The 25,483-nt window shown below is 39.1% G+C and carries 23 protein-coding genes; 14 read left to right on the top strand and 9 right to left on the bottom strand.

Annotation, left to right across the window (positions count from 1 at the left end):
- Positions 1 to 79: 79 nt before the first annotated feature.
- From infA to ald, 5 genes are all read right to left on the bottom strand, one after another.
- Positions 80 to 298, bottom strand: coding sequence for a translation initiation factor IF-1 (gene infA / locus ACRRSQ_RS15885; protein WP_011043571.1), 219 nt, complete (start codon positions 296 to 298; stop codon positions 80 to 82).
- A gap of 85 nt (positions 299 to 383) precedes the next feature.
- Positions 384 to 1,085 (bottom strand): arginyltransferase, encoded by a 702-nt coding sequence (locus ACRRSQ_RS15880; protein ID WP_440876749.1) that lies wholly within the window; start codon positions 1,083 to 1,085, stop codon positions 384 to 386.
- 7 nt (positions 1,086 to 1,092) lie between these two features.
- Positions 1,093 to 1,794, bottom strand: a complete 702-nt coding sequence (gene aat / locus ACRRSQ_RS15875; protein ID WP_440876748.1) for a leucyl/phenylalanyl-tRNA--protein transferase — start codon at positions 1,792 to 1,794, stop codon at positions 1,093 to 1,095.
- A 26-nt stretch (positions 1,795 to 1,820) separates the two neighbouring features.
- Positions 1,821 to 2,771 (bottom strand): thioredoxin-disulfide reductase, encoded by a 951-nt coding sequence (gene trxB / locus ACRRSQ_RS15870; RefSeq protein ID WP_440876747.1) that lies wholly within the window; start codon positions 2,769 to 2,771, stop codon positions 1,821 to 1,823.
- Positions 2,772 to 3,009: 238 nt separating this feature from the next.
- Positions 3,010 to 4,131 (bottom strand): alanine dehydrogenase, encoded by a 1,122-nt coding sequence (gene ald, locus ACRRSQ_RS15865; protein WP_440876746.1) that lies wholly within the window; start codon positions 4,129 to 4,131, stop codon positions 3,010 to 3,012.
- A gap of 110 nt (positions 4,132 to 4,241) precedes the next feature.
- Here ald and lrp point away from each other — a divergent pair, with 110 nt between their 5' ends.
- From lrp to ACRRSQ_RS15805, 12 genes are all read left to right on the top strand, one after another.
- Positions 4,242 to 4,739 carry a leucine-responsive transcriptional regulator Lrp gene (gene lrp / locus ACRRSQ_RS15860; protein WP_440876745.1) on the top strand — a complete coding sequence of 166 codons (498 nt, stop codon included), beginning with the start codon at positions 4,242 to 4,244 and terminating at the stop codon, positions 4,737 to 4,739.
- An 82-nt stretch (positions 4,740 to 4,821) separates the two neighbouring features.
- Complete coding sequence (locus tag ACRRSQ_RS15855) at positions 4,822 to 7,371, top strand: DNA translocase FtsK 4TM domain-containing protein (protein WP_440876744.1); 2,550 nt, start codon at positions 4,822 to 4,824, stop codon at positions 7,369 to 7,371.
- 10 nt (positions 7,372 to 7,381) lie between these two features.
- Positions 7,382 to 8,059 carry an outer membrane lipoprotein chaperone LolA gene (gene lolA, locus ACRRSQ_RS15850; protein WP_440876743.1) on the top strand — a complete coding sequence of 226 codons (678 nt, stop codon included), beginning with the start codon at positions 7,382 to 7,384 and terminating at the stop codon, positions 8,057 to 8,059.
- A complete protein-coding gene (locus ACRRSQ_RS15845; RefSeq protein WP_440876742.1) occupies positions 8,046 to 9,416 on the top strand; it encodes a replication-associated recombination protein A in 1,371 nt (456 codons plus the stop codon). Before lolA ends, ACRRSQ_RS15845 begins: the two co-directional genes overlap by 14 nt.
- Positions 9,400 to 9,801, top strand: coding sequence for a fluoride efflux transporter CrcB (crcB, locus tag ACRRSQ_RS15840; protein ID WP_440876741.1), 402 nt, complete (start codon positions 9,400 to 9,402; stop codon positions 9,799 to 9,801). The genes ACRRSQ_RS15845 and crcB overlap by 17 nt, the downstream gene beginning before the upstream one ends.
- Positions 9,802 to 9,857: 56 nt before the next feature.
- A complete protein-coding gene (gene serS / locus ACRRSQ_RS15835; protein WP_440876740.1) occupies positions 9,858 to 11,138 on the top strand; it encodes a serine--tRNA ligase in 1,281 nt (426 codons plus the stop codon).
- 54 nt (positions 11,139 to 11,192) lie between these two features.
- Positions 11,193 to 11,762, top strand: a complete 570-nt coding sequence (locus tag ACRRSQ_RS15830; protein ID WP_440876739.1) for a TlpA family protein disulfide reductase — start codon at positions 11,193 to 11,195, stop codon at positions 11,760 to 11,762.
- A 55-nt stretch (positions 11,763 to 11,817) separates the two neighbouring features.
- Complete coding sequence (locus tag ACRRSQ_RS15825) at positions 11,818 to 12,972, top strand: M14 family metallopeptidase (protein ID WP_440876738.1); 1,155 nt, start codon at positions 11,818 to 11,820, stop codon at positions 12,970 to 12,972.
- A 35-nt stretch (positions 12,973 to 13,007) separates the two neighbouring features.
- Positions 13,008 to 14,486, top strand: a complete 1,479-nt coding sequence (locus ACRRSQ_RS15820) for an alanine/glycine:cation symporter family protein (protein ID WP_440876737.1) — start codon at positions 13,008 to 13,010, stop codon at positions 14,484 to 14,486.
- 123 nt (positions 14,487 to 14,609) lie between these two features.
- Positions 14,610 to 14,939: a hypothetical protein gene (locus ACRRSQ_RS15815; protein ID WP_440876736.1), complete on the top strand. Its 330-nt coding sequence runs from the start codon at positions 14,610 to 14,612 to the stop codon at positions 14,937 to 14,939.
- A 1-nt stretch (position 14,940) separates the two neighbouring features.
- A complete protein-coding gene (locus ACRRSQ_RS15810) occupies positions 14,941 to 15,228 on the top strand; it encodes a YeaC family protein (RefSeq protein ID WP_440876735.1) in 288 nt (95 codons plus the stop codon).
- On the top strand, positions 15,225 to 18,047 hold the full coding sequence (locus ACRRSQ_RS15805) for a DUF349 domain-containing protein (protein ID WP_440876734.1): 2,823 nt from the start codon (positions 15,225 to 15,227) through the stop codon (positions 18,045 to 18,047). Before ACRRSQ_RS15810 ends, ACRRSQ_RS15805 begins: the two co-directional genes overlap by 4 nt.
- 144 nt (positions 18,048 to 18,191) lie before the next feature.
- Here ACRRSQ_RS15805 and ansA read toward each other — a convergent pair whose 3' ends face one another.
- Positions 18,192 to 19,223, bottom strand: coding sequence for an asparaginase (ansA, locus tag ACRRSQ_RS15800; protein ID WP_440876733.1), 1,032 nt, complete (start codon positions 19,221 to 19,223; stop codon positions 18,192 to 18,194).
- 110 nt (positions 19,224 to 19,333) lie between these two features.
- Positions 19,334 to 21,172, bottom strand: a complete 1,839-nt coding sequence (sppA, locus tag ACRRSQ_RS15795) for a signal peptide peptidase SppA (protein ID WP_440876732.1) — start codon at positions 21,170 to 21,172, stop codon at positions 19,334 to 19,336.
- Between the two features lie 180 nt (positions 21,173 to 21,352).
- Here sppA and ACRRSQ_RS15790 point away from each other — a divergent pair, with 180 nt between their 5' ends.
- Together ACRRSQ_RS15790 and ACRRSQ_RS15785 are read left to right on the top strand one after the other, a co-directional pair.
- A complete protein-coding gene (locus ACRRSQ_RS15790; RefSeq protein WP_440876731.1) occupies positions 21,353 to 22,051 on the top strand; it encodes an HvfX family Cu-binding RiPP maturation protein in 699 nt (232 codons plus the stop codon).
- Between the two features lie 77 nt (positions 22,052 to 22,128).
- Positions 22,129 to 22,680: an NAD(P)H nitroreductase gene (locus tag ACRRSQ_RS15785; protein ID WP_440876730.1), complete on the top strand. Its 552-nt coding sequence runs from the start codon at positions 22,129 to 22,131 to the stop codon at positions 22,678 to 22,680.
- 134 nt (positions 22,681 to 22,814) lie between these two features.
- Here ACRRSQ_RS15785 and pyk read toward each other — a convergent pair whose 3' ends face one another.
- Complete coding sequence (pyk, locus tag ACRRSQ_RS15780) at positions 22,815 to 24,266, bottom strand: pyruvate kinase (protein ID WP_440876729.1); 1,452 nt, start codon at positions 24,264 to 24,266, stop codon at positions 22,815 to 22,817.
- 112 nt (positions 24,267 to 24,378) lie between these two features.
- Entirely contained in the window at positions 24,379 to 25,227 is an 849-nt protein-coding gene (locus tag ACRRSQ_RS15775; RefSeq protein ID WP_440876728.1) for a MurR/RpiR family transcriptional regulator, read from the bottom strand.
- Between the last annotated feature and the right edge of the window lie 256 nt (positions 25,228 to 25,483).

Here is a 25,483-nt window from a genome sequence, read left to right as displayed (position 1 = left end):
ACAGGGCTTTTTACTTTTATCTATTTAACTGGTACAACACCGAGTTAAATTCATCAGTTATGATGAGAATTCTTAGATTTTATCTAGCACGGAAAATAATGCGACCTTTTGATAAATCATAAGGTGTTAATTCAACAGTCACTTTATCGCCTGTTAAAATACGGATGTAGTTTTTACGCATTTTACCTGAGATATGTGCAGTTACAACGTGACCATTTTCTAGTTCAACGCGGAACATGGTATTTGGCAAAGTGTCTAAAACAGTGCCTTGCATTTCGATATTTTCTTCTTTCGCCATTGGGCGTTAAACCTCTAAAATTGTGCATTAATAAAAAGCTGCGCAGATAATGCCGAAATCATCAGCTAAAGTAAAGGAATTGTGGTTATTTATTTACTGTTTGCCACGAATTTTCCCATAATCGTTGATGAGGGAAGAAACGGTTTTTGTAATTCATTTTTTGACAGTCATCAATTTGATACCCTAAATACAAAAATTGCTTAGATAAACTGATGCTCACTTCAACTTGTTTTAAGATAGACAATACACCCAAACCACTGGTTCTATAGTCTGGGTCATAAAATGTATAAACGGCTGATAGTGCGTCAGACAGTAGGTCGGTTACGGCAACATTTATTAAAACGTCGTCATGCCAAAGTTCAATAAATATTTGCTCGGTAAAATCATTTAAAATAAAATTACTGTACTGTTCAACGTTTGCTGGAAACATACTTCCGTCTTGATGAATGGTATTTATGTATTTTTCATATAAAGGGAAGTACTCGGGTTTTTGTTGCTTTGAAAGCTTTAACGTAAAGTGGCTACTTTTCTTTAATAAGCGCTTCTGGCTTTTAGATGGCTTAAATTGTGACGCTAAAATGCGGATAGATTGGCAAGCCTGACAATTTGTGCACTGAGGACGATATACCTGATCGCCACTGCGACGGAATCCTTGGCTCATCAATAATTCGTAGCTTTGCGCATTATTGAGCCTAGGATCGACGGCAACAAGTAGTTTTTCTTCTCTATCTGGTAAATAACTACAAGGAAAATCGCGTGTTAAACCAAACTGATAATTTGTATTCATTTATTTATTATAGATAACGTGCGCGCCAAAAACTACTTTCTACTGGGTTTTTAAGTGCTTGCGCTTTTAATTGTACAAATTGTTCACGCTCTACTTCTATACAGCCCATGTCTGCTAGAAAACTATTGGTAATTTGGCAATCTATAAATGTGGTTCCTAACGGTTTTAATAATTGGGCTAAATAAATTAAAGCAACTTTTGAGGCATTGCTTTTTCGATAAAACATTGACTCGCCAGAGAAGTAACCATTGACTGCTATGCCATACAAACCGCCAACAAGTTCATCATCTAGCCAAACTTCAATAGAGTGAGCGTAACCTTGCTTGTTTAGTGTTTTATAAGCAAATTTCATTGCTGGAACTATCCAAGTTTCATTGCTACGAAATGGTGCGTTGGCACAAAAATCAATAACTTGGCTGAAGGCTTTATTAACCGATACTTTATAGGGGCTTTTTTTTAGGAATTTTTTTAAGGTTTTATTAACTCTTAATTGGTCAAGCTTAATGATGGCTCTAGGGTTAGGGGACCACCACAAAATAGGGTCTCCTTCGCTAAACCAAGGAAATATTCCGAGTTTATAAGCATTAACAATACGCTCTGGGGTGAGATCGCCGCCAACTGCAAGTAAACCGTTGGGATCGTCTAAGGCATCAGTTAAGGAAGGAAAAGCCAGACTCTTCTTATCTAAATAATAAAGGGGCTGGCTCATAATGAATAAACTCTCAAGAAAGGAATTTACTTAGCGTCTAAATAGCGCTCTGCATCTAATGCGGCCATACAACCTGCACCAGCAGACGTAATTGCTTGACGATAGATATGATCGGCAACATCACCGGCAGCAAAAATACCTTCAACACTGGTTTGTGTTGCGTTGCCATTTGTGCCACTTTGAATGGTTAAATAGCCATCTTTCATATCAAGTTGGTCTTTAAAAATATCAGTATTTGGTTTGTGACCAATCGCAATAAACGCACCCATTACATCAATCTCTTCGGTAGCGTCAGAATTAGTATCTTTAATGCGAACGCCAGTTACGCCCATATTATCGCCTAAAACTTCATCTAAGGTGCGATCTAAGTGTAAAACGATATTGCCATTTTTTACTTTATCGTAAAGACGGTCAGTTAAAATTTTCTCTGAGCGGAACGTGTCTCTGCGGTGAATTAAGTGAACTTCTGAGGCGATATTAGACAAGTACAGTGCTTCTTCTACAGCAGTATTACCACCACCAACAACCGCAACTTTTTGGTTACGATAGAAAAATCCGTCACAAGTGGCACAGGCTGAAACACCTTTACCCATAAACGCTTCTTCAGACGGTAAACCTAAATATTGTGCTGAGGCACCAGTACAAATAATTAACGCATCACAGGTGTAACTGCCACTGTCGCCTTTTAATTTAAATGGGCGCTCGCTAAAGTCTACGTCATTGATATGGTCGAAAATGATTTCAGTTTCAAATTTTTCTGCATGCTTTTGCATACGTTCCATTAATGCTGGACCAGTTAAATCATCAGCATCACCAGGCCAGTTTTCAACTTCTGTTGTTGTGGTTAATTGACCACCTTGTTGCATGCCGGTGATCATTACTGGTTTTAAATTTGCGCGAGCTGCGTAAACTGCTGCTGTGTAGCCTGCTGGGCCTGAACCTAAGATCAGTAATGGGCAATGTCTTGCTTCACTCATGAAGTACTCCAATTTCTAATAGAAAAGATTTAACAGATAAAATCGTAATAATAACTTATTGATTGGGATCTTAAGGAAATATCTCAAGGTGTAAAATAACTTTTAAGAAAATAAATGATTAAAAAGCACTAAAACGCGCAGTATTGTGAACAGTTAAGGTTATTTAATCGCCAAAAATAAAAACGCCACTATTTGTGATAAATAGTGGCGTTACGCTTAGCATTTAATTTTTAATTGCTTACAACGTAGCGATTGCTTCATCAGGCGTTACATAGTCATAACCTAATACATCAGCTACTGGTTTGTAAGTGATTTTACCACCTAGAACGTTTAAGCCAGCTTTTAAATGTTCATCATCTAATAAGGCTTGTTTAGCACCTTTATTGGCTAACGTTACGGCAAAAGGCATAGTTGCATTGGTTAACGCTAAGGTAGACGTTCTAGCAACACCACCTGGCATATTGGCAACGCAGTAGTGCACTACGTCGTCTACAACATAAGTGGGTTCTTGGTGAGTTGTCGCTTTTGATGTTTCAAAACAACCACCTTGGTCAATTGCAACGTCAACTACAACCGCGCCTTTTTTCATTTTCTTGATATGTTCTTTAGTGACAAGTTTCGGTGCTGCTGCGCCTGGTATTAATACCGCGCCAATCACTAAATCTGCTTCAACAATTAATTGGTCCATCGCATCAGCTGTTGAAAATACGGTTTTTAAACGACCATCAAATTCTGTGTCTAGTTGGCGTAAACGAGGTAATGAGCGATCTAAAATTGTAACGTCTGCGCCCATGCCAACTGCCATACGCGCAGCTTGTGTACCAACAACGCCGCCACCAACAACAAGTACTTTAGCTGGCGCTACACCAGGAACGCCGCCCAGTAATGCACCTAAACCGCCTTGTGCTTTTTCTAATGCGTGCGCACCTGCTTGAATAGACATACGCCCAGCAACTTCAGACATAGGTGCTAATAAAGGTAAGCCACCTTCGTTTGCCGTTACTGTTTCATAGGCAATACAGGTTGCGCCAGATTCAACCAATAACTCTGTTTGCTGTGGATCTGGGGCTAAATGTAGGTAGGTAAATAATAATTGGCCAGGGCGTAGCATTTTACATTCAACAGGTTGTGGCTCTTTTACTTTGATTATCATGTCAGCGGTTGCAAATATTTCTTCAGCAGAATCGATAATTTTTGCGCCAGCATTTATATATTGTTCGTTTTCAAAACCAATTGCAGCACCGCCATTGTTTTCAACAATCACATCGTGACCATTAACAACTAACTCTTTTGCGCCTGCAGGGGTTAAACCAATGCGGTATTCGTGGTTTTTAATTTCTTTTGGTACACCAATAATCATAAGTTCATCTTCTGTTGTAATTAGATGTGACTAGTATAGTTAGGTTTTATTAGAGTAACCTGTCGTTATTTTTGAAAAAAAAGTATATAATCCTGTTGAAGTTAGTAATCATGGTTAAAAATAAAATGAGCGTTAATCAAGACAAAAAACTGGATCGTATCGACAAAAATATTTTGGTTGAACTGCAAAAAGATGGTCGATTATCCAATGTTGAATTGTCTAAGCGAGTAGGGCTTAGTCCAACGCCGTGTTTAGAACGAGTAAAGCGGCTTGAAAAAGAGCGTTATATCACGGGCTATAGCGCAAAATTAAACCCTTATAAGTTAGAAGCTGCATTGTTGGTATTTGTTGAAATTACGTTAACCAAAACCAGTCCTGACGTTTTTGACGACTTTTCCAAAGCAGTACAATATATCGATGTTATTCAAGAGTGTCATTTAGTGTCTGGCGATTTTGATTTTTTACTAAAAACACGGGTTTCGGATATGGCGGCATACCGTGAGTTGCTCGGCAGTACCTTGTTAACTTTACCGGCAGTAAGTGAAAGTAGAACCTATGTGGTAATGGAAGAAGTCAAAACAAGCAATTTGTTACCAATAAAACGTTAAAAGCGTATTCAATAGCTATAATTCATAACGATAATTTGATACTTTAGTCGTAATAATAAATAAAATTTCCATGGTTAATATATTGTCCACAGATTCTTCTACTTTACCTGAACCGCAATCAAACAAGTTAACAGGAGTGCAACGTTTATTAGAAGCGGGTTTACTCGTGTCTTGCGTTTTCTCGATGTTTATTATGTTAGCGTTGTTTTCTTTTGACCAAGCTGATCCCGGCTGGGCACAAACAGGTTACGAAACACCGATTCGAAATTTAGGTGGCGCAGTTGGCGCATACCTCTCTGACATACTGTTAAACCTTTTTGGACTGATAGCCTACAGTTTACCTATTGTTATCGCATTAACCGGTTGGTTATTGTTTCAAAAATATCATCGCTTAATGCAAATCGACTATTTAACGTTAGGGTTGAAGTTTATCGGTTTTATTATGTTTTATATTGGCATGACGGCTATTGCCAGTATGAATTTTGATGACATATTTCATTTTTCCGCCGGTGGTATTATTGGCGATGTCATCAGCCAAAGCTTATTACCATACTTTTCTTTTGTCGGCAGTAGTTTACTTTTTGTTATGTTTTGTCTAACAGGGTTTGTATTGCTAACCGGTTTTTCGTGGTTAAGTTTTATCGACAGTTTAGGTGCATACACTATCGCGTTCGTGCAATATCTATTTAATTTACCAGCGATTATTCAAGAAAAGTTTGGTACGGGTGACGAACAGGCAACAACAATTGTTGAAGAAAAAATTTCAGTAAAAGAGAAATCTAAAACAAAAGCTAAAAAGCAATTAACTCATAAAGTGCAAGTAGTTGAAGAAGAACCAGCACAAGTAAAAGAAGCCTTTGCCTCATTAAGTCAAACGGATGTTGATGAAGATATACACATTGGTGATGAAATTCCATTTGATAACAACAACCGCGCTGAACCATTTGTTTCAATCGATGATTTAATGGAAGAGCCATTAGCGATTAATGTTCAAGAGCACGTTAGCGCTGATGAGGTTGCCGCTGCTTTTGAAAAGTTAGAAAAAATTGAAGTTGCTGAAAATAATTCTAGTCAAAATAATAGTGAATTAAGTGACGACATTCATATTCCAGGCTTAGACACTAGCGTTGATAAATATCAGGGTTTGCCGTCGCTTGAATTATTAGACCGACCAGACAAAGCAGAAAACCCAATCCTTCAAGAAGATTTAGACCAAGTAAGCCGTTTAGTCGAAATCAAGCTCAAAGAGTTTGGCGTTATTGCGCAAGTTGTTTCAGTATTTCCAGGCCCTGTGATCACGCGTTTTGAATTAGATTTAGCGCCTGGTGTTAAGGTCAGTAAAATTACTGGCCTATCAAAAGATTTAGCGCGCTCATTATCCGCTAAAAGTGTCCGCGTTGTTGAAGTTATTCCAGGTAAATCGGTTATTGGCCTAGAGTTGCCAAACAAACACCGTGAAATTGTCCCACTACGAGATATCATTTCTAGCGACGAGTTTATCAACTCCAGTTCGCCATTAACTATGGCTGTTGGCGCAGATATCGCTGGCGACCCGGTGGTTGTTGATTTGGCAAAAATGCCACATTTACTTGTAGCCGGTACAACAGGTTCAGGTAAATCGGTTGCGGTTAATACCATGATTTTGAGTTTACTTTATAAATCTTCTCCTGAAGATGTACGCTTGATCATGATTGACCCTAAAATGCTTGAGCTTTCTGTTTACGAAGGCATTCCACATTTGCTGTCTGAAGTTGTTATCGACATGAAAGATGCTGCTAATGCACTTCGCTGGTGTGTAGGCGAAATGGAACGTCGTTATAAAATTATGTCTGCACTTGGGGTTAGAAACCTTAAAGGCTTTAACGCAAAAGTAAAACAAGCAATTGAAGATGGCGAGCCGATGATAGACCCAACATGGCAGCCAACCGATGGTTTAGATCAAACGCCTCCAATGCTTGAAAAGCTGCCGAGTATCGTTGTGGTTGTTGATGAATTCGCCGATATGATGGTGGTTGTGGGTAAAAAGGTTGAAGAGCTTATCTCACGTATCGCGCAAAAAGCACGTGCGGCTGGCATTCACTTAATTTTAGCAACACAAAGACCATCAGTAGATGTTATCACTGGCTTGATAAAAGCTAACATTCCAACCCGCATGGCGTTGCAGGTGTCTTCTCGCATTGATTCTCGTACCATATTAGATCAGCAAGGCGCTGAGCAACTTCTAGGTTGGGGTGATATGTTTTATTTACCACCGGGCTCAGGTGTGCCAACGCGTGTACATGGCGCTTTTGTTGACGATCATGAAGTACATGCGGTTGTGAATGATTGGAAAGAACGTGGTGAGCCAAATTATATCGAAGAAATAACTTCTGGTGATACCGAACAAGAAATTTTATTACCAGGCGAGCAAGCAGAAGGACAAGAGTCTGAACTTGATTTGCTCTACGATGAAGCTCTAGCATTTGTTACTGAAACACGACGTGTATCAATTTCAAGTGTGCAACGTAAATTTAGAATTGGTTATAACCGCGCCGCCCGTATTGTTGAAGATATGGAAACTCAGGGCGTGGTTAGTACACCAGGTCACAATGGCGCACGTGAAGTTTTAGCGCCACCACCGATTAAGGATTAATTCCCCAGCTATGTTATTTTTTAAGAAAACACTAACATTTATTAGTGTATCCGCGCTGTTATCCTCATCAATTATTGCATTGCCTAGCGGGGCTAATGAGACAAATAATAGTATCGTTACCATCGAGCAGCCTATTGCCGATGGTAAAAGTCGACTTATAGAGAAACTGGATAAAATCAATTACCTAACGGCGAACTTTAGTCAGAAAGTATTTGATGAAGAAGGTAACGCGTTACAAGAAGGTACAGGCGAGTTTGTTTTGTCAAAGCCAAATAAAGTACGTTGGCATACACAAACACCTGATGAAACCTTAATTGTTTCTGACGGCGACACTTTATGGTTTTTTGACCCTTTTATTGAACAAGCTAGCGCGCATACCTTGGCGAATGCGATTGCTAATACGCCGATTTTGTTGCTCACAAATAATGATAAAAGCCTGTGGAATAATTTTGAGGTTAAGCAAATTCAAACGGATGCATTTGAAGTGTTAGCCAAAGATGTTAACAGTCAGGTCAAAAGCCTGAGTTTGTATTTTACAGATGATAAAATCTCAATTATTAAGATCAAAGACTCAACTGGGCAGCTAAGTACGATTAACTTAACTGATGTCAATATTAGTGAAATGCCAGAACCTTCATTATTTCAATTTAGTTTACCTGAGGGCGTTGAGTTAGATGACCAACGATAATGGTAACTTACCATTTGATTTTGGCGATGAGCCTAAAAGCCAAGTTGATTTTCAACCTTTAGCTGCCAAGCTTAGACCTCGCACCTTAGCACAATACCAAGGTCAGGGGCATATATTAGGCGAGGGTATGCCGCTTAGAGTTGCTGTTGAGCAAGGACATTGCCATTCTGTAATTTTTTGGGGGCCTCCCGGCACAGGGAAAACGACCTTAGCTGAAATTATCGCCAATCACGCCGATGCCGAAATTGAACGAGTTTCTGCGGTTACCTCTGGCATTAAGGAAATTAGACAGGCAATTGACAATGCTAAGCAGCGAGCAGCGTTAAGCCAAAAACGCACGGTATTATTTGTTGATGAAGTGCATCGTTTTAATAAAAGCCAACAAGATGCATTTTTACCGTTTATTGAAGACGGTACTGTTATCTTTATTGGTGCGACGACTGAAAATCCAGCCTTTGAGTTAAACCAAGCACTGTTATCCCGCACGCGTTTATATACCTTAAAAAAACTCACTGACTCAGACTTAGCCGCGGTGTTAGAGCGCGCAATCACATATGTAAATAACGATGCAGCACTGCCAGCTTGTATTGAAATTGATGACGAAGCACATCGACAATTAATTGCGCTTGCTAGTGGTGATGCTCGTAGGTTATTAAATTTATTTGAAAATAGTATTGATATCGCCACTGGCGATGCCGACAAGAAAACGATATCGTTAGCAATAGTTAAACAAGTTGCTGGCAATAAAGTTGCCTTATACGATAAAGGCGGTGATGCCTTTTATGATTTGATCAGTGCCTTCCATAAATCAGTGCGCGGTTCAGATCCCGATGCAGCATTGTATTGGTATGCAAGAATTTTAACCGGTGGCGGCGATGCGTTATATGTTGCTCGTCGTTTGTTGGCAATAGCCAGTGAAGATATTGGTAATGCCGATCCAAGAGCGATGCAATTGGCGGTAAATGCATGGGATACTTTCCATCGCGTTGGTCCTTCAGAAGGTGAAAGGGCAATTGCTCAAGCCTGCGTTTACATGGCTCTAGCGCCAAAAAGTAATGCGGTTTATCGGGCTTTTAGCCAAGCGAAAGCACTTGCTCAACAAACCTCGCATTTAGATGTGCCGCTACACCTTAAAAATGCCACCAGTGAAATAACTAAAGGTTTAGGACACGGTCAGGAATATCGATACGCGCATGATGAGGAAAACGCCTTTGCCGCGGGTGAAAATTATTTTCCCGAGCAAATTAGCGATACAAGCCTGTATCAGCCGACCGAAAGAGGTCTAGAGAAACAACTTAAACAAAAACTCGAATATTTAACCAATTTGAATAGGCAAAGTCATGTCCAGCGCTATTAGTAATTACACCTTATATGCTTTTGTTGCTTTAGGTGGCGCTTGCGGCGCCAGTTTACGCTTTTACTTGTCGCAATTAATTTTAAATTGGCTAGGAAAAGGATTCCCTTTTGCAACGCTGGCGGTTAATATCTTGGGCTCCCTAACAATGGGAGTATTATACGGACTAATTGAAGAAGGTATTATCGAAGTTAGTGTTTATCGAACACTGATAGGTATTGGCTTTTTAGGCGCATTTACCACCTTTTCAACTTTTTCATTAGATACATTGTTGCTTATGCAACAAGGCGAATTATTTAAAGCGATGGCTAACGTGCTACTCAATGTCTGCTTGTGTGTTTTGGCAGCGGGTGTAGGCATGTATATAGTCTCGTTGTTTAGCAAATAACTATTTTGCTAACCATTAACTTATTTTTTAACTTTTATACTTACAAGTGATGCATCATGCTTGATCCAAAACTGCTTAGAGCAAATTTAACCGAAACCGCAGCATTATTAGCAAAACGTGGTTTTACTTTAAACATTGAACAGCTTGCTGCGTTAGAAGAGCAACGTAAAGCGATTCAAATTAAAACCCAAGATTTACAAAGTCAGCGCAATACACGTTCTAAATCAATTGGCCAAGCGAAAGCGCGCGGCGAAGACATTCAACCTTTATTAGCTGAAGTTAATCAGTTAGGTGAAGATTTAGAAGCGGCAAAAGAAGAGCAAAGCAAGGTTTTAGCAGAAATTGATGCGATTGCCTCAGCGATCCCTAACCTTATTGATGATTCAGTTCCGCAAGGTCAAAGCGAAGACGATAACGTTGAAATAAAACGTTGGGGCACGCCACGTACTTTTGATTTTGACGTAAAAGATCATGTTGATGTCGCTACAGCGCTTGATAAAGGTTTAGACTTTGAAGCGGGTGCTAAATTGTCTGGTACACGCTTTGCGGTTATGCGCGGTCAAATTGCAAAAATGCACCGTGCACTAGCGCAATTTATGCTTGATATGCATGGTGAAGAGCACGGTTATCAAGAAATGTATGTGCCTTACCTTGTTAATCACGACTCGTTATACGGTACCGGTCAATTACCTAAGTTTGGTGAAGATTTATTCCATACTGACTTAGCGAATAAAAAATTCTCACTTATTCCTACGGCAGAAGTACCGCTAACAAACTTAGTGCGTGACGAAATTGTAGAAGAAGCGGAATTACCGATCAAAATGGTAGCTCATACACCATGTTTTCGCAGTGAAGCTGGCTCTTATGGACGTGATATTCGTGGTTTAATTCGCCAGCACCAGTTTGATAAAGTTGAAATGGTCCAAATTGTTAAGCCTGAAACCTCTTTCCAAGCGCTAGAAGAATTAACGGGTCACGCGGAAAAAATTCTAGAAAAACTAGAGCTACCTTACCGTACCGTAGTTTTGTGTACTGGTGATATTGGCTTTAGTGCAACAAAAACGTTTGATATTGAAGTCTGGCTACCTGCGCAAAATACTTACCGTGAAATTTCATCTTGTTCAAACATGGGGGATTTCCAAGCGCGCAGAATGCAAGCTCGCTATCGCAACAGCGAAACGAACAAACCTGAATTAGTTCATACACTAAACGGCTCTGGCTTAGCGGTAGGTCGTACTTTAGTGGCTATTTTAGAGAACTACCAACAAGCTGATGGTAGTATTGAAGTGCCAACCGTATTACAACCTTATATGAAAGGTGTCACTAAAATCGGTTAAGCTCAGCCCTGTAATTGATGTGATAAAATCCGAAATTAATTTTCGGATTTTTTTTTGAAAAAAATTCACGGTTTGCTCGGTCTTATTAGCAAGGTTCACTTATCGGAAAGCGTTTTGTTGCGAAACTTGCTATTACAAAGTTTGGTTTTTATTACCATATTTTTATGTATTTCTGCGTTTAAATCTTATGACATGCTTGGCAACGCGACTGCATTAGATAAGTTGTCTACGCCATTAACCACGCTTGATGGCGAAGATATTGATTTAAATGGCGCTAAACTTCATTCAACCCACATTAATAACGCTTCTACTGTTTATTATTTTTTTGCGCCTTGGTGCCAAGTTTGTCATGCCAGTATTGGCAATTTACAGACGTTATATCAAAACAATAATCAAATTAATATTGTCGTTGTTGCACTTGATTTTGTTGATAAACAACAAGTTCAAGACTTTGCTAAAGAACACCAGTTAACCATGCCTATTGCCTTAGGTAACGAACAAGTAAAACAAAGTTTTAGAATAAAAGGTTATCCCAGTTATTATGTGGTAAGTGAAGATAATACTATAAAGTATAGTTCTATAGGATATTCTTCGGAATTGGGTTTGTATTTTAGAACGCTTTAGCTTTGCATTAGGATTGTGTACACTAAGTTATTCTAAAAAATAATTGATACAAATTATGCCTATTCTTGCTCAAAACACGCCAAAAATATCTGATAATTTTGATAGCGGAAATATTCGCGTTATTAACGCGACCAACCCTGAAAATATTGAATTAGAAATCAAACATGATAATGATTCAGAGTTTTACCAGTGGTTTCACTTCAAACTTCATAATACTGATCGCTGTCAGCACACATTAAACATTACCAATGCGGGTAAAGCCGCTTATGTTGAAGGTTGGGAAAATTACCAAGCGGTTGCATCATATGATCGTGAACATTGGTTTCGTGTGCCAACTCAATACGACGGTAATACCCTCAGCATCACTTTAACACCAGAATACGACTCAGTTTATTTTGCTTATTTTTGCCCTTATTCATATGAGCGCCACCAAGATCTTATTCATAACGCACAACTTGATATTGATTGCCAATTACAGATCTTAGGTCACACCTTAGATGGTCGTGATATTAGCATGCTCAAAATTGGTGAAGAGGGTGAAGGTAAGAAAAAGGTATGGCTAACGGCAAGACAGCACCCAGGGGAAACCATGGCAGAATGGTTTATCGAAGGCTTTTTAGACAGACTGCTTGATGAAGATGACGGCGCTGCTCGTGCTCTGCTTAATAAAGCGGTATTTTATGTCGTGCCCAATATGAACCCCGATGGCAGTTACCGTGGTCACTTACGTACCAATGCCGCAGGAATCAACTTAAACCGTGAATGGTTAAAGCCTTCAATGGAAAAAAGCCCAGAAGTGTTTTTAGTGCGTGAGCAAATGTTAGCAATTGGCGTCGATATGTTTTTAGACATTCACGGCGATGAAGCACTTCCTTATAACTTTGTTGCTGGCTGTGAAGGAAATCCGTCCTATACTGACAAAGACGAAGCTTTAGCCAACAAATTTAAACAAGTGTTAATAAACATTACTCCCGAATTTCAAGACGATATTGGTTACGATAAAGATGAACCAGGTCAAGCCAATCCAACAGTTGCGACAAACTGGGTTGGTGAACAATTTAATTGTTTGGCTTACACGATAGAAATGCCGTTTAAAGATAACGATTTATTGCCTGATCACAGCGTAGGTTGGTCTGATGTTCGTAGCCATTTGTTTGGTCGAGACGTTTTGTCAGCGATTTACCATGTTGTAGATGAACTAAGAGCCTAGTCAAATAATAAAAATACTTAATAACAGGAGTTATTGTGCAAGATTTCGTAAATACCCTTAATGGTTTTATATGGAGCCCATGGCTAATTTATTTATGCCTTGGTGCAGGTGTTTTCTTCAGTGTGTTAACGCGCTTTGTGCAAGTACGTCATTTTCGCGAAATGTGGCGACTACTTTTGTCGGGCAAAAGTTCTGAAAAAGGTATTTCATCTTTTCAAGCGTTAGCTGTTTCTTTATCTGGTCGAGTTGGTACCGGTAATATTGCCGGTGTGGCTGCTGCTATTGGTTTTGGTGGCCCAGGTGCAGTATTTTGGATGTGGGTTGTTGCATTTTTTGGCGCCGCAACTGCTTACATTGAATCTACCAATGCACAAATTTATAAAGAAGAAGAAGACGGTATTTACCGTGGTGGTCCAGCGTACTACATCGAAAAAGCGATGGGTCAAAAATGGTATGCCTGGATATTTGCTATCGCGACAATCATTGCTTGTGGGTTATTGTTACCGACAGTGCAATCAAACAGTATTGGTAATGCCGTTGAAATGGCATTTGGCGCTGGCGTTATTATTGATACAGCTTTAGGCCCAATTAGCTCTGCTAAAATTTATACTGCTGTTGGTATTGTTTTACTGTTAGGTTTTATCATTTTTGGTGGTGTTAAACGCATTGCGAACTTCACCCAAGTTGTGGTGCCATTTATGGCGCTTGCCTATATTATTATTGCTTTTGCCATGATCGCGTTAAATATCGATCGTTTGCCGGGCATTTTTATGATGATCATTACCGATGCATTTTCACCTATGGCTGGTGTTGGTGCGGCTATTGGTTGGGGCGTAAAGCGTGGCGTCTATTCTAACGAAGCTGGTCAAGGTACTGGTCCGCATGCAGCCGCTGCCGCTGAAGTGGCACATCCTGCACAGCAAGGTTTAGTACAAGCCTTTTCGGTTTATATCGATACCTTGTTTGTTTGCTCTGCAACAGCATTTATGATTTTAATTACCCAATCTTACAACGTACAGTTAGAAGGTAGCGCTACGTTTATCGTGCAAAATGTTGCTGCCGATGTAGCAGCTAATAGCCCAGCGTTTACGCAAATTGCTGTCGACAGTATGTTGCCGGGGTTAGGAAAACCATTTATCGCTTTAGCTTTATTCTTCTTTGCCTTTACAACTATCTTGGCTTACTACTTTATTGCCGAAAACAATGTTTCCTATATCAAGCGTACCCTTAAAATTCCAGCGCTTACTTTTTTACTTAAAGTAATGATCATGGGGGCTACTTTTTACGGAACAGTAAAAGCGGCAGACATTGCTTGGGGATTAGGTGATGTTGGTGTTGGCATGATGGCTTGGTTAAACATTATTGGCATTATTATTATTTTCTTCATGGCTAAACCTGCAATAAAAGCCTTGAAAGACTATGAACGCCAACAAAAAGAAGGTGTTGAAACCTACACGTTCGATCCTGAAAAGCTTGGTATTAAAAATGCTGATTTGTGGAAAAACAAATCCTAATTGATACGTTGAATTTGATATCAATTAGCTTTTATCAACATTTTTATAAAAAGCCTTAAAAAAACACCCGCAAGGGTGTTTTTTTTGAATATAATAACGCTAAATTGTTCACACGAGTAAAGCATGGCTGTTATCAATTGCCCAAGTTGTAAAAAGAAGATTTCCGACAAAGCAAAAATCTGTTCACATTGTCAGTTAGAGATGAGTGAGCTTTCTGAAGAAAAATTGTTGACCATCAGAAAGACGACCATTATCGAAAAGTCACAGAAGTTGATGAACCAATCATTTATTGCAATGTTACTTTTTTGCGGCGGTTTTTTGTTTCTCTATTGGTACAATGCCCAACCGGGTTCATGGCAATACAACGGCGCTTTAGCGAGCACATTTATTGGTTTTGTATTATACATTATCACACGTATCCGCCTGATATTTCTGAAAAAGAGTAATAAGTAATATGGACTTAATTAACATCGTCGACAATATGTCAGAAGAAATGTATTTACGCTTAAAACATGCTGCAGAAACAGGGCGGTGGCCAGAAGGCAATAAAGTGGACGCTGAGCAGCAAGCGTCAGCGATTCAATTAAGTATGGCTTATCAATCGCGACATTTAGACTCAGATCAAATGCTAACCATTGGCTCTGATGGCGAAATTGTTCACAAAACTAAACGCGCATTAAAAGACGAATTCACTCAAAATAAAAACGATACTCAAAGTATTGCTAGGTTTTCCAAACTATGATCTTTTCCAAATTTTTCAAATCTAACTGGCAACACAAAGATGCAAGTGTTCGTGTACTTGCCGTGCAAAACGAATTATCTTTAGATAACGCCGAACAGCTTAAAACCCTTAGCGACTTACTCGCAAATGACGAAAGCGACTTAGTACGTCGAGCAGTGTTAATTAAGTTAAACAACTTTGACCAGTGGCTATTAGCAAGTAAAGAAAACTCACTTGAAAAATTACGTAATTTTGCCAATAAAAAAGTACAAGCAATATTACTTGGTCAAGACGAACTAAAGCTTAACTTAGCCCAGCAACTTGATTATTTAAAATCAGCAACAGATAAGTCACAGCTTGAAGCTTGGTTAAGCAGTACTGATGCGAGTCACTCAGAACTTATCATTGCGATGCTAGAAAAATTAGCTAAGCCGCAATTGCTGGTCAGTGTTTTTAACCAGAAACAAAATAGTGACGTTCAGCGTTATATTGTTGAACAAACCAATGATGTCGCCACACTTGAACGTTTTGCGAAAAAAACGCAGCAGGCAGACATTAAGCAATTAGTGTTAGATAAGCTCAATAACTTACGTGAAGCGGCTGAAAAACCGTTAAAACTGCAAAAAACAACCCAACTAACCTTGTCTAAATTATTGTCATTAAAAGATGCTAATGATTATGAGCAGATGTTGGCTAAAAAAGAAGAACTTATTGGGCAATGGCAAAGTGCTAAGGCCGAATTTGACTGTCTTTCAGAACAAGTTCAACAAGAATTTTTAGAGAAGTTCGATGTAATTAGCATTCAAATTGATAAAGCATTTGCCCAAAAAGCTGAAGATTTTGAGCAAGCGAAAATTGTTCGTGAATTAGCGCAAGCTAAACTTCAAGCGCAGCAAACTTATACACAATCAATCGCCGCACTTAGTCAAAAATTAGCGACAGCTATTTTCAATAATGAAACGGTTGACAATGACGACTATCAGCAACAAATTAAGCAGCTAACAACAGCTATTAATGAGTCTGTTTTAGAGCAAAAAGATAAGAACACCTTCCTTAAAACGTTAGCTGAGCAAAGCCATAAATTAACGCAGCTGCCGATGATCGCTGAGTCGGTGACACAAGCTACGCATTTAATTTCGAAAATATCTCAATTGACGGTACCTACGACAGTGGAAGCGCTTAACGACAAACTGCCTAGCTATGATCAGTGGAAAAAAGATTGGCAGCAAGTTGAGAAAAATGCGGCAGGCTTTTTACCAGAGTCTATTGCTGATGCACACACAGAAATCACCAAGCAGTGGCAAGTTGCCTTAAAGCCACTTTTTGCTGAGCAGCGCCAGTTGTTTTCACAGACACAAAAGAAAATTAACGATGTTAAGCGGTTAATTAATTCCGGTAAATATAACGCGGCGTTTGGCGTATTTAAACGCGTTGATAGCCTGTTTGCCAAACTAGATAATAAACAACAGCAAAAACTGCAGCGCGAATACGAAGGTGTTTCAGAAAAAATATCTGATTTGAGCGATTGGGAACATTATATTGCGACCCCTCGAAAACAACAGTTACTTGAAGAGATCTTGCAACTTGTTTCAACGCCATTAGATAACCCTAAAGCACAAGCGGCAAAAGTAAAAGAGTTTCGCAGTACCTGGAATTCATTAGGGCATGCAGATGACGATATTGATAAAGATCTTAATCACGCGTTTAACGAAGCCTGTGAAAAAGCGTTTGCGCCGTGTCGTTTGTTTTACGCAGAGCAAGAAAAACTGCGCGAGCAACACTTAACGACGCGTAAGCAAGTTATTGAAAATGCAAAAAGCTTTGTACAAGAATTTATAACTAACCAAGCGGGCCTTGATTTATCACAATGGAAAGCGATTGATGGTCAATTAAATAAACTCCAACAGCAATGGAAAGACGCTGGAGAAGTAGACCGACAAGCGTATAAAGATTTACAGCACGAGTTTAACGAAACTTTAAAACCACTTAAAACCGCTATTTCGCAGTACCATAACGACAATGGCGCATTGAAACGTCAGCTTATCAAACAAGTAACAGAGTTAGCTGATTCAGAAGATGTGTTTTCAGTGGTTAACCAAGTGAAAGACTTACAAGCTAAGTGGAAACAGATTGGCTATTGTGGACCAAAAGATGAAAACAAGCTGTGGTTGTCGTTTCGAAAAATAAATGATGATATTTTTGCTAAGCGTGAACAAGTTCAAGCGATTGAAAAAGACACGCAAGCGAAATTACAGCAAGATTTTCAGCAACAGCTAACCGACATTCAACAGAAATTCGACGCTAATGCTGATATCAAAACGTTGATAAGTTTATTAGCAGAATCGGATCAGTTACTAAGCAATGTTTTACAACAAAAACCTATTCTTAAAGGCGTTGTTAAGGCGATAGAGTCATTTTCACTTAGCATTAAAAACGCTATTGAATCGGCAAAACAAAGCCAAGTGACACAACAGTGGCAACTACTTTTTTATGTATTGGAAACGCTTGCCGAAGACCCAAATACTGAATTTGAGCAACTAACACAATTTAACGAGTTACCGGCAAGTTGGCAGAAAAAACTGGCGGTTGTTGCCAAGTCTAATAAAGGACTAGCGCGCGCCGATAAAACACTAGAGTTAGAAATATTGGCAGGTATAGAGTCGCCGAATGAATTTAATGAGCAACGTTTAGCGGTGCAAGTTAACTTGATGCAAAATCAAATGTTAAGTGGTGGTAAAGTTGATTTACCTGCTTTGCTTACAGAGTGGTTAAAAGTAGGGCGTGTTGATAACGACGATATTCATTATATTGAACGCATTAAACCTATCTTTTGTGCGTAGTAGCATGCTAAACGTTTGAACAGAAATTAAAAAAGCACTCCTTGGAGTGCTTTTATTATGTTATTTGTTTTGCCTTGAATAAGCTTGTCGGTACTAACGTTTAAGTGGTGTTAATGTTTAAGTGGTGTTAATGTTTAAGTGATGTTAATGCTTAAGTGGCGTTAATTCCCCGCGAAGATTTTGTTGCATTAACTTGCCAATGGTCTCAAAATCATGCTGTTGCGACAGCAAATAGTGTAGTTTAGTTAAAGTGGCTTCTAAGGTCATATCTAAACCACTGATCACGCCACACTGGCTTAACGCATTACCTGTTGCATAACCGTCCATATTAACGGTGCCTTGAATACATTGGCTGCAATTAACCACGACAATTTCTTGTTCACGGGCAAGCTTTAATAAATCGAGTAATTGTTCATCTTGCGGCGCATTGCCAACACCATAGCTTCGTAAAATTAGCGCTTTAACTGGTTGTCGAATAACGTTTGCGATCAATTCACTGCTGATCCCCGGATACAAATGGACAACGCCAATGGGTTGTGGCGTTATTTGACTTAAACTTAGTGGCAGCATGGTTTGCTGAGTCTCATCACTAAGCTTTCCTGAAACTAATTTGATGTTAATGCCTGCCTCTAATAACGGCGCCATGTTTGGTGAATCAAAAGCGTTAAAACCATCGGCATACGCCTTAATGCTGCGATTACCACGAAAGAGTTTATTGTTGAAATATAAACCCACTTCGTTAATTGGGTAATTGGCGGCAATAAATAACGAATTAAGTAAATTTACTTGGCCGTCTGATCGTAATTGGCTAAAAGGAATTTGTGAGCCCGTAATGATAATTGGCTTAGTTAACCCTTCAAACATGAATGATAAAGCCGAGCTGGTATATGCCATGGTGTCTGTGCCATGTAAGACAATAAAACCGTCGTAATCATCATAGTTTGCTTTAATGTCATCAGCGATGCGTTGCCAATCACTTGGTGCCATATTGGAAGAGTCGATTAAAGGCTGATATTCGTTAATATCAAATTCTGGCATTTCGCTGCGATGAAAGTCTGGTGTTTTTAAGATGGCATCGCTTAGATGGCCTTTTACCGGTACGTAACCTTGTTTGCTTGCTTTCATACCAATGGTACCGCCCGTGTAGGCGATATAGATGCGTTTTTTATCTGTCATGTCAGTTCAGTTATTTTCAGTAATACTTGTTTATAAAGAATAAATCAGTCATTAAAAAGCCCTAATAAATAGGGCTTAATGTTAATTTATTTTGTTGAGCTAATTAAGCGTTAGTTTACTTGGCAAGTCAAACAAAATGAATAAATGCCCTGCGGATCGTTCATATTATTAAACTGTTCAAACTCTGCTTGTAAGGTTTTAAATACGTTATTAACCGGCGTTATTGTCGCAGGGGTAGGTTCACCCAAGTAAACACTTGCTTGACCAAGCAATTCTTTTAAGAATTGGTCGCGTGCAGATAACGTTTTTTCGATCAATAAGGTATCAAATTGCGCTAAACCAGCAATGCTTGCAGCAGCAGCGATGGCATCATCTAAATTACCTAGCTCATCGACTAAGCCGAGCTCTTTCGCTTTTACACCAGACCAAACTCGACCTTGCGCAATAGCGTCAACTTGCGCTAACGACATATCTCTACTTTCAGCAACTAAAGAAATAAAGTCGCGGTATCCACGTTCAATGCTTAACTGGAAAATATCTGCCATGCCATCAGTTAATGGACGGGTTAAACCAAAACCTGCAATTTCTGTGGTGCCAACACCGTCGGTATGAATGCCGAGTTTACTTAATGAATTTTCTAAAGTGATCATAAAGCCGAAAATACCAATTGAGCCAGTGATGGTAGTAGGAGAGGCGTAAATTTTGTTTGCTGGCGCTGAAATCCAATAACCACCCGAGGCAGCATAGGTGCCCATTGAAGCGACAACAGGTTTTCCTGCTGCTTTTAATAGCTCAACTTCTTGGCGAATAATTTCAGAAGCGTGTGCGCTACCGCCTGGGCTGTCAACTCGTAAAACAACCGCTTTAACATCGTCATTTAAACGCGCTTTTCGTAATAGTTTTGCTGTGCTGTCACCGCCAATCGTACCTGCTTTTTGCGTTCCGTCTAAAATGGTCCCTTGGGCTACTATTACGGCAACCTTATCTGGAATTACAGAAGGCATAGGAATCGCTGGTGTGATCGCAGTTAAATAATCATTAAATTTAATGTGCTTAAAGGCGTTGTGTTTATTTTTGCCAACCATTTCAACGAGAGATTGGTTGATTTGTTCACGATTTTTTAACTGGTCAACCCACTGATTATTTAAAGCATACGTTGCAATGTTACCGTCTGCGGCTTTAAGTTTACTTACCAATGCGTCAGTTGTTTCGTCAAAGTTACTGATCTCGAAGTTACGCTGCGTAGCAACATCTTCTTTATATTGGCTCCATAAATCATTTAACCACACTTTATTGGCTTCTTTTGCCGCATCAGACATATCATCACGAATATACGGTTCTACGGCAGATTTATAGGTACCAACGCGAAACACGTGTTGGCTAATAGAAAGTTTTTCTAAAGCAGACTTAAAGTACAGTTGGTAACGACCGTAACCGTCTAACATCAACCAACCTTTGGGGTTTAACCAAATTTCGTCAGCGTAACTAGCAAGGTAGTATTGGTTTTGTGAATATTGGTCGCCAATGGCGATAACTTTTTTACCGCTTTCTTTAAAAGATTCAATCGCTTGTGAAATGTCTTTAAGTTTGGTGATACCAGAGCCTTTCATTTTGTGCAGCTGTAGAACAAGCAACTCGATACGGTCATCTGTTTTAGCATGCTCAATAACCTTGATAATGTCACCAATGAGAACTTCTGGATCTTCATCATTAGACTGCATGGCTTGGTTTAAAAATTCGTTAACCGGCTCTATTTCTTTTTTCTGCTCTACAATATCACCGCGAATATTTAATACTAATGCGCTGTTTTTAGGAACAATAATTTCGTTGTCGCTGCTAGTTAACGCAGCAAAAAATACAAACAACAAGGTGAAAAACACCAGATTAATAATAACTTTTCTAAACGTATTTAAAACAGTCCATGTCTTACTTAATATTTTTTTGATCATTTTGAATCACTATTTTTCTTAAAGTGGCTATAAATTGGCTATTAGTGCTAATCCTATATGCTACTTAATCTTGGCGCATTTAAGTAGTAAGAATTGTAAATAAATAAGTATTTGTAAAATAATTGAAAGGCAACAGCTATATTTAAGGTCTATTAAGCAAAATCACTAACAGAATTAATTATGAACCTTATTAAAACTTATCAGAGCATTATTAACAAAATGGTATCTGCAGACGGCATTCCTGCGTTGTTAATTCGTTTGTATTTAGGACCAGTATTTATCATGGCAGGATATAGCAAAGCACAACTGTCAGATCCTGATGTTTCAGGTATAAGTCAGTTATTAGCTAAACCTGAAATAGTGGAATGGTTTGGTAATGCTGACTGGGGATTAGGTTTGCCGTTTCCTGAATTATTAGCCAATTTAGCCATGTGGACAGAATTGTTTGGCGGGGTGTTACTGATTATTGGGTTATTTACACGCCTGATTTCACTACCTTTAATGTTTACGATGATCATTGCGGCAACAACCGTCCATTTAGACAATGGTTGGTTTGCGATAACGCCAACGAATACTGACACTAGCCCGGCAAAAGTGCTTGATTGGGTAGGTATAGAAGGTGCTCAAGAGAGCTTACTCAATTCTGAACGAACGGCTGACAAACTCAGTGTGATGCGTGAAATATTAGAAGAAAATGGTAATACTAATTGGCTTTATGAAAATGGCAGTATTGTTGTGTTAAACAACGGCATTGAGTTTTCAGCGACCTATTTCATTATGTTACTGGCGTTATTTTTCATTGGTGCAGGCCGATTTACCAGTGTTGATTATTATGCCAATCGATATTATCAATCAAAAACAGAGCATTTGATCGGTTAGCTTTTGTTAAAAGTAATGATCAAATCGTAAAGTTTGTTTACTATTGGTAAAAACAAACTATTGATAATAGGAATTAAATGCAAGCTGTTGACCTGTTAATTAACCGTCAATCTACACCTATGTTACAAGCACCTGCGCCCAGTAATGACCATTTAGCGTTAATTTTACAAGCGGGTATGAAAGTACCTGATCATGGTGGTATTAAACCTTGGCACTTTACGGTTGCACAAGAGCGCGGCTTACATAAGCTTAGTAAAATTTTTGTCGAGGCTGTTACGTTAAATAACGCAGACGAGGCAAAAATTGCTAAAACAGCCAAAATGGCTTTTCGCGCGCCACTTATCGTGACGGTTACGACAAAAATTGTTGAACATGAAAAAGTACCGAAACAAGAGCAGGTTATAGCCGCTGGCTGCGCTGTACATGCCATGCAAATGGCTGCAGTCGCTTTAGGTTATGGCGCAATGTGGCGAACCGGTGAGTTAAGCTACAATAGCCACGTTAAGCAGCAGTTGAATGTTAGTGAAGATGATGAAATTGTCGGCTTTTTATATATCGGCACAGTAGGCAAAGAATGTCCGACTAAACCGAAAAAATCTTACACAGAGCACACTAGTTTTCTTAGTTAAAAACACTTTTTAGTTAACATGTTGTAAAGTTACTTTTGCAAGAAAATCTTCAAGAAAACCTTCAAGTAAGTAACCCCCATAAAAAAACCTGCTAAAAAGCAGGTTTTTTCTGTTCTATAAGCAGACTTTTTGTCTTAGCTTAAATGTGCTTTTGTTACTTTTAATGCTTTAACGGTATTGGTTGCACCAACAGTTTCCATTAAGTCACCGTGAGTTAAGATGATTTTATCACCTTCAGCAAGGTTGGCTTGCTTAGCAACCGCAGACAAGATGTCGTTTGATAAACTTTCATCAGTGCTTTGTGTTGAATCAAACTCAACCGGATAAACACCACGATAAATTGCCGTTTTATTTAGGGTTTTATTGTGACGTGATAACGAGTAAATCGGTAAACCTGAAGTAATACGAGACATAATCTTACTTGTTTGGCCCGACTCAGTTAACGCGATAATTGCTTTAACACCGTCTAAGTGGTTTGCTGCATACATTGCTGATAAAGCAACAGTTTCTGAAATTTCAGAGAATGTTAGTTCAATGCGGTGTCCAGACGTATTCACTGAACGGTGAGCTTCAGCCCCGACACAAACAGAGGCCATCGCTTTAACTGTTTCAACTGGGTATTTGCCGGCTGCGGTTTCAGCTGAAAGCATTACGGCATCGGTGCCATCTAATACAGCATTAGATACATCCATCACTTCTGCACGTGTTGGCATTGGCTGCTCAATCATGGTTTCCATCATTTGGGTTGCAGTAATAACCACACGGTTTAATTGACGAGAGCGGGCAATGATATGTTTTTGCTTACCTACTAAGGCTGCATCACCAATTTCAACACCTAAATCACCACGGGCAACCATAACAACGTCAGACGCTAAAATAATTTCATCAAGAACTTTGTCATCGTTTACTGCTTCAGCACGTTCGATTTTTGACACTAAACGAGCGTTACAGTTAGCTTCTTGAGCAAGTAAACGCGCTTCACGCATATCTGCCGCGTCGCGAGGGAAAGAAACAGCAAGGAAATCAACTCCAATTTCAGCAGCTAATTTAATGTCTTCTTTATCTTTTGCTGTTAGGGCAGGAGCTGTTAAACCACCACCTTGGCGGTTAATACCTTTGTTATTCGATAAAGGGCCACCAACAGTTACTTCAGTAAATACTGACGTTTCAGTATTTTTTAATACTTTTAATTGCACACGACCATCGTCAAGCAACAAGATATCGCCTTCGCTTACATCTTGAGGAAGCTTTTTGTAATCAATCCCCACTTTTTCTTGGCAACCTTCGCCTTTTGGCAATGTTGCATCAAGTTCGAATTTATCGCCAATTGCTAATTTGATTGGACCGTCTTTAAATGTAGATACGCGGATTTTTGGACCTTGTAAGTCGCCTAAAATACCAACATAAATGCCTAGCTCTTTTGCAAGTTCACGTACTTGGTTGGCACGGTCAATATGATCTTGTGGACTACCGTGTGAAAAGTTAAGTCTTACTACGTTTACACCAGCGGCTAATACTTCTTTTAATACGCTTCTATCTTCAGTTGCTGGGCCTAATGTTGCAACAATCTTCGTTCTTCTAGGCATCTTAATCCTTACCAATCTTGTTTTTAAATGTTTAAAAAATACACGCTAAATATTAAGCTATTGCGAAAGTTACGCTTAGTTTTAGGCGCTTGCGTTAGTTGTATAATAAAAATTATTCTTTTCGTTCAAAGCGAGAGCTACGTAAGCTGTCTTTCACTTTCTTCAGGTTATCTCTAAATTTAGTACCGCGGCGCAAGGTAAAACCTGTCGCCAGAATGTCAACTAAGGTTAACTGTGCAATACGAGACGACATCGGCATATAAAGATCGGTATCTTCTGCCACATCAACAGAAAGTACCATAGTACATTCCTTCGCCAGTGGCGTACCTTCAGTAGTAATACCAATTACGGTAGCATCGTTTTCACGCGCTAAACTTGCTACTTCAACCAATGATTTTGTGCGACCTGTGTGTGAAATAACAACTACAACATCACCTTGGCGACTGTTTATAGCACTCATTCGTTGCATTAATATGTCATCAAAGTAAACAACAGGGACATTGAAGCGGAAAAACTTGTTTTGCGCATCATGTGCTACAACCGCAGAGGCACCTAGACCAAAAAATGAAATTTTGTTTGCTTGCGTTAACAAATCAACACTGCGGTTGATAATATTTGGGTCTAAACTTTTACGTGCTAATTCAAGGTTAGCCATGGTCGATTCGAAAATTTTACCTGTGTATTCTTCAGCACTATCGTTTTCGTCAACATGGCGGTTTACGTAGGGGGTACCGTTAGCCAAGCTTTGAGCCAAATGTAATTTAAAGTCTGGGTAGCCTTTAGTATCTAAACGTCTACAAAAGCGGTTAACCGTTGGCTCACTAATATTAGCTTGCTTAGCAAGTGCTGCAATACTGGCGTGAATTACCGTTCCTGGTGAAGCCAAAATTACTTCGGCAACTTTGCGTTCAGACTTACTAAATGTATCTAACTCGTTAGTAATTTTTTCTAGTATATTCATGGTTAGTAACCCTAGATATTTTTATTGGCTGTAATAAATTTTCTCTATTTATAACATAAAAACTGAAAATTTATTTCATTTTTTCGTCTAATATAAATCAAAACAGTAATTTTTTGCAAATATTTAATAACTTTAACTTTCAAAAGTTGTTTTAAACCCCAGATATTACCATTCGGTTAAAAAATGTAGTAAAATTACAAAAAGTTCTTTACTGATGAAGAATCTAACGCTAAATTAAAGCCAATGTAGTTTAGTT

It is taken from the genome of Thalassotalea sp. PLHSN55 (assembly GCF_052030545.1).
Lineage (GTDB): Bacteria > Pseudomonadota > Gammaproteobacteria > Enterobacterales > Alteromonadaceae > CANMXU01.
This window is presented reverse-complemented; position numbering and strand designations above follow the sequence as displayed.